The organism is Actinomadura atramentaria DSM 43919, assembly GCF_000381885.1.
In the GTDB taxonomy this organism is placed as follows: Bacteria; Actinomycetota; Actinomycetes; order Streptosporangiales; family Streptosporangiaceae; genus Spirillospora; species Spirillospora atramentaria.
In genome coordinates, this window is sequence record NZ_KB907223.1 from 112,087 (window position 1) to 124,907 (window position 12,821).

10 protein-coding genes are annotated in these 12,821 nt (G+C 71.7%); 7 read left to right on the plus strand and 3 right to left on the minus strand.

Going from position 1 to position 12,821, the window contains the following annotated elements:
• Window positions 1-22 precede the first annotated feature (22 nt).
• From ruvB to G339_RS0128515, 6 genes are all read left to right on the plus strand, one after another.
• The gene (gene ruvB / locus G339_RS0128490; protein ID WP_026341861.1) at window positions 23-1,093 is read left to right on the plus strand and encodes a Holliday junction branch migration DNA helicase RuvB; all 1,071 of its coding nucleotides are present in this window, start codon (window positions 23-25) and stop codon (window positions 1,091-1,093) included.
• 179 nt (window positions 1,094-1,272) lie between these two features.
• Entirely contained in the window at window positions 1,273-1,764 is a 492-nt protein-coding gene (yajC, locus tag G339_RS0128495) for a preprotein translocase subunit YajC (RefSeq protein ID WP_019634475.1), read from the plus strand.
• A 43-nt stretch (window positions 1,765-1,807) separates the two neighbouring features.
• A complete protein-coding gene (secD, locus tag G339_RS0128500) occupies window positions 1,808-3,592 on the plus strand; it encodes a protein translocase subunit SecD (RefSeq protein WP_026341862.1) in 1,785 nt (594 codons plus the stop codon).
• A gap of 2 nt (window positions 3,593-3,594) precedes the next feature.
• A complete protein-coding gene (gene secF, locus G339_RS0128505) occupies window positions 3,595-4,755 on the plus strand; it encodes a protein translocase subunit SecF (RefSeq protein ID WP_019634477.1) in 1,161 nt (386 codons plus the stop codon).
• 136 nt (window positions 4,756-4,891) lie between these two features.
• Window positions 4,892-5,416, plus strand: coding sequence for an adenine phosphoribosyltransferase (locus tag G339_RS0128510; RefSeq protein WP_019634478.1), 525 nt, complete (start codon window positions 4,892-4,894; stop codon window positions 5,414-5,416).
• Between the two features lie 377 nt (window positions 5,417-5,793).
• Window positions 5,794-7,968 (plus strand): RelA/SpoT family protein, encoded by a 2,175-nt coding sequence (locus tag G339_RS0128515; RefSeq protein ID WP_157408071.1) that lies wholly within the window; start codon window positions 5,794-5,796, stop codon window positions 7,966-7,968.
• A 53-nt stretch (window positions 7,969-8,021) separates the two neighbouring features.
• Here the strand turns inward: G339_RS0128515 and aspS are convergent, their stop codons facing one another.
• From aspS to G339_RS0128530, 3 genes are read right to left on the minus strand one after another with little or no spacing between them, the layout of a single operon-like run.
• Window positions 8,022-9,788, minus strand: a complete 1,767-nt coding sequence (gene aspS, locus G339_RS0128520) for an aspartate--tRNA ligase (RefSeq protein ID WP_019634480.1) — start codon at window positions 9,786-9,788, stop codon at window positions 8,022-8,024.
• Window positions 9,785-11,053 carry a histidine--tRNA ligase gene (hisS, locus tag G339_RS0128525; protein ID WP_019634481.1) on the minus strand — a complete coding sequence of 423 codons (1,269 nt, stop codon included), beginning with the start codon at window positions 11,051-11,053 and terminating at the stop codon, window positions 9,785-9,787. The genes aspS and hisS overlap by 4 nt, the downstream gene beginning before the upstream one ends.
• 11 nt (window positions 11,054-11,064) lie before the next feature.
• Window positions 11,065-11,772, minus strand: a complete 708-nt coding sequence (locus tag G339_RS0128530; protein WP_019634482.1) for an MBL fold metallo-hydrolase — start codon at window positions 11,770-11,772, stop codon at window positions 11,065-11,067.
• Between the two features lie 247 nt (window positions 11,773-12,019).
• On the opposite strand from G339_RS0128530, the gene G339_RS0128535 reads away from it, so the two are divergent.
• Window positions 12,020-12,793: a peptidylprolyl isomerase gene (locus tag G339_RS0128535; RefSeq protein ID WP_019634483.1), complete on the plus strand. Its 774-nt coding sequence runs from the start codon at window positions 12,020-12,022 to the stop codon at window positions 12,791-12,793.
• The last annotated feature ends 28 nt before the right edge of the window (window positions 12,794-12,821 follow it).

Genomic DNA, 12,821 nt, shown 5'->3' on the forward strand with positions numbered 1-12,821 from the left:
CTGGGCCGCGTAGGGCGAAGTCATGGACACTAACCGGCTGGTGGGGCCTGATCCCGAAGGGCCCGACGAGGAGGTCGTCGAGGCCGCGCTGCGGCCGAAGCGGTTGGACGACTTCGTCGGGCAGGAGCGGGTGCGCGAGCAGCTCGGGCTCGTGCTGCACAGCGCGCTGCGGCGCGGCCGGACGCCCGACCACGTGCTGCTGTCGGGCGGTCCGGGGCTCGGCAAGACGACCCTCGCCATGATCATCGCGGCGGAGCTGGGGCAGCCGCTGCGGGTGTCCTCCGGCCCGGCGATCGAGCGGGCGGGCGACCTGGCGGCGATCCTGTCCACCCTCGCCGAGGGCGAGGTGCTGTTCCTGGACGAGATCCACCGCATGGCGCGCCCCGCCGAAGAGATGCTCTACATGGCGATGGAGGACTTCCGGGTCGACGTCGTCGTCGGCAAGGGCCCGGGCGCGACCGCCATCCCGCTCGACATCGCGCCGTTCACCCTGGTCGGGGCGACGACCCGTGCCGGGATGCTGCCCGGCCCGCTGCGCGACCGCTTCGGGTTCGTCGCCCACATGGACTTCTACGGCGCGGCGGAGCTGGAGGTGATCGTCCGGCGGTCCGCCCGGCTGCTGGAGGTCGAGATCACCGACGACGGCGCGGCCGAGGTCGCGGGCCGCTCGCGGGGCACGCCGCGCATCGCCAACCGGCTGCTGCGCCGCGTCCGCGACTACGCCGAGGTCCGCGCGGACGGCGTCGTCACCGAGGAACTGGCCCGGTCGGCGCTCGACCTGTACGAGGTGGACGAGCGCGGCCTGGACCGGTTGGACCGTGCCGTCCTGGCGGCCCTGCTCGGCAAGTTCGGCGGCGGCCCGGTCGGGCTGTCCACGCTGGCGGTGTCGGTGGGGGAGGAGCCGGAGACGGTCGAGGTCGTCGCCGAGCCGTTCCTGGTCCGGCAGGGCCTGCTCGCCCGGACCCCGCGCGGCCGCGTCGCGACCCCCGCCGCCTGGGCGCACCTGGGCCTCACCCCGCCGCCCGCCGCCCCGTTCGGCCCGCCCGCCGGAACGCTGTTCGACACCGACGGCGACGAGGGCCCGGAGCCGTAGGTGACGGCCCGGTCACGGGCCGGGAACTTCCGCGGGCGGTCGTTCGTCGGTTCGTTGCCGGGGTCTCGCATACTCTCTAGACTCCGGGACTTGGTCACGTCTCCAGCCTCGGCCGATGATCGCAATCCGGCGGCAGGCTGGGCAAACCACATCGGAAGGACGCCCGTCAGGGCATCGACATGATTATTGCGGCGGGAAACTCCGGCGGCGGTGGCGGCTTCGGGCTGCTGATGCTGCTGGCCGTGCCCATCATCTTCTACTTCCTGCTCATCCGCCCGCAGAACAAGCGGCGCCGCGAGCAGTTGAGTCTGCAGAACTCGATCGAACCGGGCGCGCGCATCATCACCACCGCCGGCATGCACGCCACGGTCGTCTCCAGCGACGACGACGGCGTCGTGCTGGAGATCGCGCCGGGCGTCGAGGCCCGCTTCGTCAAGCAGGCGGTCATGCAGGTCCTCAAGGACGACGAGCCCGAAGAGGCGCTCGACGAGGACGCCGCCGACGAGGACGAGAACAAGATCGACCTGTCCAAGAAGAACGACGGCGCGCTGGACGACGCGCCGGAGTCCTCGACGGGCGACGTGAAGGACGCCGACAAGACCCCGGGGGAGATGGACGAGGCCGCCGAAGCCGTGTCCACGGGCAAGGGCGCGGACAAGCCGACGGCCTGACGGCCGTCCGGCACGGAGAACAAGACGGGAAGTACGACGACCAGTGGCTTCGTCTTCTAACACACCCTCCGCCCCCGGGCGCACGCTGATCGCCCTGTTCGCGGTCCTGGCGGCCCTGACGGGTGTGATGTTCCTGCAGGGCCGGACGACCCCGAAGCTCGGGCTCGACCTCGCCGGCGGGACCACCGTGACGCTCACGGCCAAGACCGGGAACGGCAAGAACCCGCCGCAGGCCCAGATGGACCAGGCCGTCAAGATCATGAACCGGCGGGTCAACGGTCTCGGCGTGTCGGACGCGGAGGTGGCCAAGCAGGGCAGCAACAACATCGTGGTCAACGTGCCGGGCGAGGGCCAGGCCCGCGTGGTCCAGCTCATCGGCACGACCGCGAAGCTGCAGTTCCGCCAGGTCTTCGCCGTCACCGACGGCAAGCCGGTGCAGCTCCAGGGCGCGACGCCCGACAAGGAGAAGAAGCCCGGGACCTCGGCGTCGCCGGGCACCCCGAAGGCGACCTCGACGCCGCGCGGCCGCGCGGTGACCGGGGCCCTCGCGGCGCCGACGCCGAACCCGTCGTCCAGCCCGTCCACCAGCCCCTCGCCGGGCGCGTCGGCGAGCCCGTCGAGCCCGCTGACGGGCGCGTCCCCGAACGCCTCGGCCCCGCCGACCCCGGCGGAGCTGCGCAAGGAGCTGTCGCTGCCGGCCTCGGTGGGCGACGACGTCATCCGGGACTTCGCGCAGCTCAACTGCTACGTCGGCGACAAGCACGCGCCGGGCTCCAACGACCCGAACCGCCAGTGGGTTCCGGCGTGCGACCAGCGCGAGGAGCAGGGCGCGGTCTCCAAGTACATCCTCGGCCCGGTGCGGGTCCTCGGCGAGCAGGTCTCGTCCGCCGACGCCATCGCGCCGAACGCCCAGCAGGGCACCGCGAGCTGGAGCGTCGCCCTGAAGTTCAAGAGCCAGGGCGCCAAGCAGTTCGCCGACGTCACCGGCGAGGCCTACAAGGCCGCGGCGGGCTCCCCGCAGCGGCAGGTCGCGATCGTGCTGGACGGCCAGGTGGTCTCCGCGCCGACGATCGACAACGGCGCGATCACCGGCGGCAGCGCCAGCATCTACGGCCAGGCCGACACCTTCACCCAGGCGTACGCCGCCGACCTGGCGAGCGTCCTGAAGTACGGCGCGCTGCCGCTGGAGTTCAAGCAGAGCTCGATCGACGAGGTGTCCTCGACGCTCGGCTCCGACCAGCTCCGCGGCGGCATGATCGCGGGCGGGATCGGCCTGGCGCTGGTCGTCGTCTACTGCATGCTCTACTACCGGGGCCTCGGCCTGGTGGCGGTGTCCAGCCTGGTCGTCGCGTCCGGCATCACCTACCTCGCGGTCGTGGTGCTCGGCGAGAACATCGGCTTCGGGCTGTCGCTGCCGCACATCATCGGCCTGATCGTGTCGATCGGCATCACGGCGGACTCGTTCATCGTCTACTTCGAACGGCTCCGCGACGAGCTGCGCGCCGGGAGGCGGCTGCGGCCGTCGGTGGAGGCGGCGTGGAAGCGCGCCCGCCGCACGATCCTGGTCGCGGACGCGGTCACGTTCATCGCCGCCCTGGTGCTGTACTTCCTGGCGGTCGGCGGCGTCGCGGGCTTCGCGTTCGCTATGGGCCTGACCACGCTCATCGACGTGATCGTCGTCTTCTTCTTCACCAAGCCGATCGTGACGCTGCTGTCGCGGACCGCGTTCTTCGGCAAGGGCCATCCGCTGTCCGGCCTGGACCCGCGTAAGCTGCACAAGCCGGAGCCCGCGGCGGCCGCGGCCCGCCCGACCGGTCAGGAGGCGTGAGCATGGCGCTCGGCGGAGTGTTCTCCCGGGTCTACCGGGGCGAGATCAGCGCCGACATCGTCGGCCGCCCGAAGATCTGGTACACGATCTCCGGCGCGCTGCTGGCGTTCTCGATCATCGGCCTGGCCGTCTTCCACCTGAACTTCGGCGTGGAGTTCAAGGGCGGGTCGGTCTTCACGTTCAAGGCGCCCGGCCACTCGATCGAGCAGGTCCGCGGTGCGGTCGAGGCCGGCGGCGCGCACCAGGTGATCGTGCAGAAGGCCGGCGGCGACTGGCGCGTCACGACCGAGAGCATGCCGTCCGCGGAGGCCACCAAGGTCAAGGAGAACGTCGCCAAGGACCTCGGCGTCGCGGAGGGCAAGGTCAGCACGCAGGTCGTCGGCGCGTCCTGGGGCGGTGAGATCACCAAGAAGGCGTGGCAGGCGCTCGGCGTCTTCCTCGTGCTGATCATCCTGTACCTGTCGGTGGCGTTCGAGTGGCGGATGGCGGTGGCGGCGCTGGTCGCCCTGCTGCACGACCTCGTCATCACGGCGGGCGTCTACGCCTGGTCGGGGTTCGAGGTCACGCCCGCGACGCTGCTCGGCTTCCTGACGATCCTCGGCTACTCGCTGTACGACGCGGTCGTGGTCTTCGACATGATCAAGGAGGTCACGCGCCCGCTGACGCCGACCTCCAAGATCACCTACAGCGACGCGGCGAACCGGGCGCTCAGCAGCACGCTGGTCCGGTCGCTGAACACCTCGCTGGTGGCGATCCTGCCGGTCGGCGCGATCCTGTTCATCGGGACGACGCTGTTCGGGGCGGGCACGCTCAAGGACCTGTCGCTCGCGCTGTTCGTCGGCATGATCGTCGGGACGTACTCGTCCATCTGCGTGGCGACGCCGCTGCTCGTCCAGCTCAAGGAGCGCGAACCGCAGTACCGCGAGCTGCGCGCCAACATCGCGCGGCGCGAGAGCAGCGCCAAGCGGCAGGCCAGGTCGGCGCGGACGGCGGTCCGCGCCGGAGGCGGCGGCGCGGCCGACGACGACTCGGGCGCGGACGAGACGCGGGCGGACGACACCGGGATCGACATCAAGTCGGACGTGACACTGCGCAAGGTCGTCCAGACGGGCCCGCGCCAGCAGCCCAAGCGCGGCACGCGTACCCAGCGCCGCAACAAGTAGGCCAAGCAGGACAAGTAGGACCCCGCCGCCGGGCGCGGCGGGCCAGCACGGCGTGACAGAGCACGGTCCGGCCGTGCCCGCGGGACCGCGGGCACGGCCGACCTGCGTTCGCGCCCGATCCGAGATCAGGAGCACCGTGGACCTCGACAGCCTCATTCGCGAACGCATCCGCGACGTCCCCGACTACCCCAAGCCCGGCGTGCTGTTCAAGGACATCACGCCGCTGCTGGCCGACCACGTCGCGTTCGCGGGCGTCGTGGACGCGATCGTCAACCACCACGGCCGGGGCACCGTCGACAAGATCGTCGGGATCGAGGCGCGCGGGTTCATCCTCGCCGCGCCCGTCGCCTACCACTTCGGGGCGGGTTTCGTCCCGGTGCGCAAGAAGGGGAAACTGCCCGCCGCGACGCACGGGCGGTCCTATGATCTCGAATACGGGACCGAGACCATCGAGGTCCACGCCGACGCCTTCGAGCCCGGCGAGCGCGTCCTCATCGTGGACGACGTGCTGGCGACCGGGGGCACCGCGCGGGCGGCGGCCGAGCTGGTGGCGCACGGCGGCGCCGAGGTCGTCGGGGTTTCGGTCCTGATGGAACTGTCCTTTCTGGGCGGTCGCGACCGGATCGGGAAGCTGGACGTGCATTCCCTGGTTACGGTCTAGTACGAAAAGGCGGCGGATAGACTGGCTGCCACCAGAGTCCGGCGGGGACGGGCGCTTCCCGGCGGAACAGGGCGGATCGCGCCCGTCAGTGTTGGGGAGGCTGGGTGCCCGGTGAGGTGGTATCGACCGACGCGGTGACCGCCGTGCCGCCCGCGAACACGCCCGGACCGGACGACGGCCCGGCGGAGCGGGCGGACCGCGACCAGGCCGCCGCCGGCACCGCCGCGCCCGCTCCCGCGCCGCCGGCAGCAGAACCCGGGGGCGCCGCGCCCCCGCCGCCCGATGACCCGTCCCGGCCGACACCGGCCCCGATCCCGCCGTCCGCGGCACGGGTGCGCCGCAGGCTCGCCCGGCTCGGCGCGCAGCGGGGGCCAGCCATGAACCCGGTACTCGAACCACTGATCAAGACCGTCCGCAACACGCATCCGAAGGCGGACCTGCGGCAGATCGAGCGCGCCTACGACGTCGCGGCGCACTACCACCGCGACCAGAAGCGCAAGAGCGGCGACCCGTACATCACGCATCCGCTCGCCGTCGCGACGATCCTGGCCGAACTCGGCATGAACACCGAGACGGTCGTCGCCGCGCTGCTGCACGACACCGTCGAGGACACGCCGTACCAGTTGGACGAGCTGCGCGGCGACTTCGGCGACGAGATCGCGGCCCTGGTCGACGGCGTCACCAAACTGGACAAGGTCAAGTACGGCGACGCGGCCGAGGCCGAGACCGTCCGCAAGATGGTCGTGGCGATGGCCCGCGACATCCGCGTCCTGGTGATCAAGCTCGCGGACCGGCTGCACAACATGCGCACGCTCCGGTACATGCCGCGGCACAAGCAGGAGAAGAAGGCCCGCGAGACGCTGGAGGTCTTCGCCCCGCTCGCGCACCGGCTCGGGATGAACACGCTGAAGTGGGAGCTGGAGGACCTGTCCTTCGCGACCCTGTACCCCAAGCGGTTCGACGAGATCGCGCGGCTGGTGTCCGAGCGCGCGCCGCGCCGCGACCTGTTCCTCCAGGAAGTGATCGAGAACGTCTCGACGGACCTGCGGGACGCCAAGATCAAGGCGACCGTCACCGGCCGCCCCAAGCACTACTACTCGATCTACCAGAAGATGATCGCCCGCGACGTGGGCTTCGACGACATCTACGACCTGGTCGGCATCCGGGTCCTGGTGGACAGCGTCCGCGACTGCTACGCGGCGCTCGGCACGATCCACGCGCGGTGGAACCCGGTCCCCGGCCGGTTCAAGGACTACATCGCGATGCCGAAGTTCAACATGTACCAGTCGCTGCACACGACGGTGATCGGCCCGGAGGGCAAGCCCGTCGAGCTGCAGATCCGCACCTGGGGCATGCACCGGCGCGCGGAGTACGGCGTCGCGGCGCACTGGAAGTACAAGGAGGAGACGGTCGGCGGCCGGAAGGCGGCCGACATGCAGTGGCTCCGCCAGCTCCTGGACTGGCAGAAGGAGACCGCCGACCCGGCGGAGTTCCTGGAGTCGCTGCGCTTCGACCTGTCGGTGTCGGAGGTCTTCGTCTTCACCCCCAAGGGCGACGTGATCGCCCTGCCGCAGGGCGCGACGCCGGTGGACTTCGCGTACGCGATCCACACCGAGGTCGGCAGCCGATGTATCGGCGCCCGGGTGAACGGGCGTCTCGTCCCCCTGGAATCCACCCTCGACAACGGCGACACCGTCGAGGTCTTCACCTCCAAGTCCCCCGACGCGGGCCCCAGCCGCGACTGGCTGAACTTCGTCAAGAGCGCCCGCGCCCGCAACAAGATCCGGCACTGGTTCTCCAAGGAGCGCCGGGACACCGCGATCGAGTCCGGCAAGGACGCCATCGCGCGCGCGATGCGCAAGCAGAACATGCCGCTGCAGCGGATGATGTCGGGGGAGGCGCTGCTGGCGCTGGCCCGCGACATGCGCTACTCGGACGTGTCGTCGCTGTACGCGGCGGTCGGCGAGAACCAGGTGTCGGCGCAGACCGTCGTGCAGCGCCTGGTGGACGCGCTCGGCGGCGTGGAGAGCGCCGAGGAGGACCTGGCCGAGATCGCGCTGCCGACGCGCCGCCGCCGGACCCGCCCGGCGGGCGACCCGGGCGTCGTCGTCGCGGGCGACCCGGACGTGTGGGTGCGGCTGTCGCGGTGCTGCACGCCCGTCCCCGGCGACGACATCGTCGGGTTCGTGACGCGCGGCCACGGCGTGTCGGTCCACCGGGCCGACTGCTCGAACGTCGCGAGCCTGCGCACCCAGCCGGACCGGCTCATCGACGTGAAGTGGTCGCCCGGCGAGGACTCGGTGTTCCTCGTCGCGATCCAGGTCGAGGCGCTGGACCGGCCCCGGCTGCTGTCGGACGTGACGCGCGTCCTGTCCGACCAGCACGTGAACATTCTGTCGGCGTCGGTGACGACCACCCGGGACCGGGTGGCGGTCAGCCGGTTCACGTTCGAGATGGGCGATCCGAAGCACCTCGGGCACGTGCTGAAGGCCGTCCGCTCCATCGACGGCGTGTACGACGTCTACCGCGTCACCAGCGGCACCAACCGCTGACACGGCGAAGGGCCGGTCCTCCTCGGGGGACCGGCCCTTCTTCGTGCGCGGGGTCAGGCGTCCGCGGACTCGTCCTCCTCGTCGGGGGAGGCGTCCACCCCGGCCTCGGCGCGCTGCTGCGGTGTGATCGGCGTCGGCGCGCCGGTCAGCGGGTCGTAGCCGGACGCGGCCTTCGGGAACGCGATCACGTCGCGGATCGAGGACTCCCCGGCCAGCAGCATGACGACGCGGTCCCAGCCGAACGCGATCCCGCCGTGCGGCGGCGGGCCGAACTTGAACGCCTCCAGCAGGAAGCCGAACTTGACCTCGGCCTCCTCCTTGGTCAGGCCGAGGACGTCGAACACGCGCTGCTGCATCTCGGCGCGGTGGATGCGGATCGAGCCGCCGCCGATCTCGTTGCCGTTGCAGACGATGTCGTAGGCGTCGGCGAGGGCCGCGCCCGGGTCGTCGTGGAAGGTGTCGGCGACGGACGCCTTCGGCGCGGTGAACGGGTGGTGGACCGACGTCCAGCCGATCTGCTCGCCGCGGTCGTCCTCGACGGGCTCGAAGATCGGGGCGTCCACGACCCACGCGAACGCCCACTGCGACTCGTCGATGAGGTCGCGGCGGCGGCCGATCTCCAGCCGCGCGGCGCCGAGCAGTTCCTGCGTGGCGTGCCGCTTGCCCGCGCCGAAGAAGATCGCGTCGCCCGGGGCGGCGCCGGTCTCGGCGGCGAGCCCGGCCTTCTCGGCGTCGGACAGGTTCTTGGCGACGGGGCCGCTGAGCGTCCCGTCCTCCCCGACGAGCACGTAGGCCAGGCCGCGCGCGCCGCGGGCCTTCGCCCAGTCCTGCCAGGCGTCCAGCTCCTTGCGGGTCTGCGCCGCGCCGCCCGGCATGACGACCGCGCCGACGTAGGGGGCCTGGAACACCCGGAACGAGGTGTCGGCGAAGTAGGCGGTCATGTCGGTCAGCTCGACGCCGAACCGCAGGTCGGGCTTGTCGGAGCCGTACCGGGCCATCGCGTCGGCGTAGGTGATGTGGGGGATCGGCCGGGGGATCTCGTACCCGGCGACGTCCTTCCACAGCCGGGCGACCAGGTCCTCGGCGACGCGCAGGACGTCCGCCTGCTCCACGAACGACATCTCGATGTCGATCTGGGTGAACTCCGGCTGCCGGTCGGCGCGGAAGTCCTCGTCGCGGTAACAGCGGGCGATCTGGTAGTAGCGCTCCAGCCCGCCGACCATGAGGAGCTGCTTGAAGAGCTGCGGCGACTGCGGCAGTGCGTACCAGCGGCCGGGCCGCAGCCGCGCCGGGACGAGGAAGTCGCGCGCGCCCTCCGGCGTGGAGTTGGTCAGCGTGGGCGTCTCGACGTTGACGAACCCGTGCGACGCCAGCACGTCGTGGACGATGAACGACGCCTGCGACCGGATTCTCAGCGCCTTCGCGACCGCCTCGCGGCGGATGTCGAGGTACCGGTAGCGGAGCCGGACCTCCTCGTTGACGTTGACGTCGCCCTCGATCGGGAACGGCAGCGGCGCCGACTCCGACAGCACCTCGATCTCGGTCGCCGCGACCTCGATGTCGCCGGTCGGCAGCTCGGGGTTCTCGTTGCCCGCCGGTCGGACGCGGACCTCGCCGGTGATCCGCACGCAGAACTCCGACCGCAGGTCGTGCGCGGTGTCCTCCTCGCGGAAGACGACCTGGGCGGTGCCGGTGGCGTCCCGCAGGTCGATGAAGGTGACGCCGCCGTGGTCGCGGCGGCGCGCCACCCAGCCGGCCAACGTGACCGGCTGCCCGGCCTGCTCCCTGCGGAGCGTGCCCGCCCCGTGCGTGCGGATCATCGTGTGAGCCTTTCCTTCAGCGTCGGTGTGAGTTCGGCGAGCGGGACGGCGGTCTGCTCCCCGGTGGCCAGCTCCTTGACCTGGGCAGCGCCGTCGGCGATATCTCGCTCGCCGAGGATCACCGCGTAGCGCGCGCCGGACCGGTCGGCGTCCTTCATCGCGCCCTTGAGCTTCTTGCCGCCGAACGCCAGGTCGGCGGCGATCCCGGCGCGGCGCAGGTCCGCGACGAGCGCGAACAGGCGGCGCTCGGCGGTCTCGCCGAGGGGGACGCCGAACACCTCGCAGCGCGGCTTGGCGGCGAACGCCGAACCCTCGGCCTCCAGCGCGAGGATGGTCCGGTCCAGGCCGAGGCCGAACCCGATGCCGGGCAGGGCGGGGCCGCCGATGTCCTCGGCGAGGCCGTCGTAGCGTCCGCCGCCGCCGATGCCGGACTGCGCGCCGAGCAGCGGGTGGTCGAACTCGTAGGTGGTGCGGGTGTAGTAGTCCAGGCCGCGGACGAGCCGGGGCTCGTCCTCCCAGGCGACGCCGAGGTCGGCCAGCAGCTCGCGGACGCGGTCGTGGTAGTCCTTGCAGGCCCCGCACAGGTGGTCGGCCATCAGCGGCGCGTCGGCGAGCTGCGCCCGAACCTGCGGGCGCTTGTCGTCCAGGACGCGCAGCGGGTTGATCTCGATGCGCTCGCGGGTCGCCTCGTCCAGGTCCAGGCCGCGCAGGAACTCCTGGAGGACGGCCCGGTACGCCGGACGGCACTCGCGGCAGCCCAGCGAGTTCAGCAGCAGCCGCACCCGCGTCAGGCCCAGCGAGCGGTACCAGTGCGCGGCGAGCGCGATCGTCTCGGCGTCGACCAGCGGGTCCTCGCTGCCGATCGCCTCCAGGTCGAGCTGGTAGAACTGCCGGTACCGGCCCTGCTGCGGGCGCTCGGCGCGGAACACCGGCCCGACCGTCCACACCTTCACCGGCAGCGCGCCCTGCTTGTGCAGGTTGTGCTCCAGCACCGCGCGCAGCACGGTCGCGGTGAACTCGGGGCGCAGCGTCAGCGAGCGGCCGCCCCGGTCCTCGAAGGTGTACATCTCCTTCGACACCACGTCGGTGGACTCCCCGACCCCGCGCTTGAACAGCTCGGTGTCCTCGAACACCGCCAGTTCCAGGTAGCCGTATCCGGCCAGCCGCGCCTGCTCGGCGAAGGCGTCGCGGATCGCGGCGAACAGTTCCGCGCGCGGCGGGACGTACTCCTTGACCCCTTTCGGGGCCTGAAAGCTCGAACTCATGGTCTCTCGGTTCAGAATCCCTGGTGAGGGCCGTCGGCGGGCGCGAGGTCCGCCAGGAACGGGTTCGTGGCGCGCTCCCGGCCGATGGTGGTCTGCGGGCCGTGGCCGGGGAGCACGGCGGTGGTGTCGGGCAGCGTGAGGCAGACGCGGGACAGGCTCGCGAGGATGTCCTCGTAGGAGCCGCCCGGCAGGTCGGTGCGGCCGATCGACCCGGCGAACAGCAGGTCCCCGGAGAACATGACCTCCGGGACCGCCCCGTCCGGCCCGGCGGCGGGCGGCGTGCGGAACACGACCGACCCCGGCGTGTGGCCCGGCGCGTGGCCGACGGTGAAGCTCAGCCCCGCGAGGTCGAGCACGGCCCCGTCGGAGAGCTCGCGGACGTCGTCGGGCTCGCTCAGCGTCACGCCGCCGAACAGCTCCTGCCCCGGGTTCAGCGACAGGCCCCGGGCCGGGTCGCTGAGCAGGCCGCGGTCGTCCGGATGGATCCAGGCCGGGACGTCCTTGGCGCCGCAGACCGGCGCGACCGACCAGACGTGGTCGATGTGGCCGTGGGTGAGCAGCACCGCGACCGGCTTGAGCCGGTGCTCGCGCAGGATCTCGTCGATCCCGGCCGCGGCGTTCTCGCCGGGGTCGATGATGACGCACTCCTCGCCCGCCGCGGGCGCGACGACGTAGCAGTTCGCGGCGAACGATCCGGCGGGGAACCCGGCGACGAGCACGGTCGTCCTTCCTAAGGGCCGATGCGGAGCGAGTCCGGCGGGGAGGGCGGTGTCACCGAGCGTACCGGCGCGACGGCCACCACCGCGAACGCGATACCGGGAACGCCGTGTCGGCCGCCCGGCGCGCGGCGCGGTGCCCGCAGGGCACCGGTACGTCCCGTTGGCCGCTACCATGCCCACCACGTTCAACGAATCGGCGACGGACCGGCACGGACCGGCGGGGTCGGCGGCCGCGAGGAGGGCTCTGGTGGCGGGCAAGGACCGCAAGAAGCAACTGGCGCGGCAGCGCTACGAGCGTCAGCAGCAGCGGCTGGAGGCCCAGCGGGCGCGTTCCCGGCGCGTGAAGATCATCGGCGGGGTCGCGGCGGTGGCGGTGCTGGCGGCGGCGGGCGTGGCGACCGCGGTCCTCGCCGGCGGCGACGACAAGGGCAGCAAGGCCGAGGCCAAGGGCGACGGCACCTGCGACTACCGCGCCGCGCAGGACGCGGGCGCGCCCAAGGACCTCGGCACGCCGCCCGCCAAGCCCCTGTACCACGGCGACGTCAAGGCGGTGCTGAAGACCAGCCAGGGCGACATCGGCCTCACGCTGGACGGCGCGAAGGCCCCCTGCGCGACGAACTCCTTCGCCTACCTGGCCGGGAAGAAGTTCTGGGACAAGAGCCACTGCCACCGCCTGTCCACCAGCGCCGGCCTGCAGATGCTCCAGTGCGGCGATCCGACCGGGACGGGCACCGGCGGCCCCGGGTACCAGTTCGACAACGAGAACACCGCGGGCGCGAAGTACACCGCGGGCACGCTCGCGATGGCGAACGCCGGCCCGGGCACCAACGGCAGCCAGTTCTTCCTCGTCTACGGGGACTCGCAGCTCCCGCCGGACTACACCGTGTTCGGCAAGATCACCTCGGGTATCGACAAGCTGCAGGCCGTCGCGAAGGCGGGCGTCGCCACCAAGGGCTCGGACGGGACGGGCGAGCCCAAGAAGAAGGTCACGATCCAGGACGTCACCATCGCCGGGAACTAGGCGTTCGGGATACTAAGGTGTGATCGTC

Bases quoted from the DNA above. Each gene is read 5' to 3' on its own strand.
- yajC (WP_019634475.1), top strand. From the start codon at position 1,273: ATGATTATTGCGGCGGGAAACTCCGGCGGCGGTGGCGGCTTCGGGCTG.
- secF (WP_019634477.1), top strand. From the start codon at position 3,595: ATGGCGCTCGGCGGAGTGTTCTCCCGGGTCTACCGGGGCGAGATCAGC.
- aspS (WP_019634480.1), bottom strand. From the start codon at position 9,788: ATGATCCGCACGCACGGGGCGGGCACGCTCCGCAGGGAGCAGGCCGGG.
- ruvB (WP_026341861.1), top strand. From the start codon at position 23: ATGGACACTAACCGGCTGGTGGGGCCTGATCCCGAAGGGCCCGACGAG.
- hisS (WP_019634481.1), bottom strand. From the start codon at position 11,053: ATGAGTTCGAGCTTTCAGGCCCCGAAAGGGGTCAAGGAGTACGTCCCG.
- G339_RS0128515 (WP_157408071.1), top strand. From the start codon at position 5,794: ATGAACCCGGTACTCGAACCACTGATCAAGACCGTCCGCAACACGCAT.